1 protein-coding gene is annotated in these 493 nt (G+C 52.9%); it reads right to left on the bottom strand.

The genetic code is table 11. From position 1 onward, the window contains the following. Nucleotides 1-493 (bottom strand): ABC transporter substrate-binding protein (locus Q4563_RS15890; protein ID WP_303605158.1); only part of this gene is annotated, 493 nt, incomplete at both ends.

Here is a 493-nt window from a genome sequence, read left to right as displayed (position 1 = left end):
GGCCAGGCCAGACATAACGTTTTCCCAGTTTTCACCGTAAGGATCGGCTGTACCGATCAGGCCAAGGGTTTTAACCCCTTCCTTTTGCATTTGCTCAATCAGAGCGGCGGCAATCAGATCATCATTCTGAGTGGTTTTGAAAACCCATTTTTTCTGTTCTGTCATCGGCAGTACTACTGCGGCAGTACCGACAGGAGCCAGCATTGGCGTGCCGGATTCGGCAGCAAACTGGATCACGCCCATGGCGGCGGCGGAACCACTTGGCCCAATGATGGCGTCCACTTTTTCTTCATCGATCAGCTTTTTGAAGGCTTTAACGGCTGCTGTTGGATCACTGCTGTCATCGAGAGAAATGTACCGGATTTTTTCACCGCCGGCGGAGTCTGGCAGCAATGCAACGGTGTTCTTTTGTGGAATACCCACCAGCGCGATCGGCCCGGTTGCCGATGTCACTACGCCAATCTTGATATCGGCTTGAGCCGCGTTAAACCCC

The organism is Gilvimarinus sp. 1_MG-2023, assembly GCF_030548285.1.
This window is presented reverse-complemented; position numbering and strand designations above follow the sequence as displayed.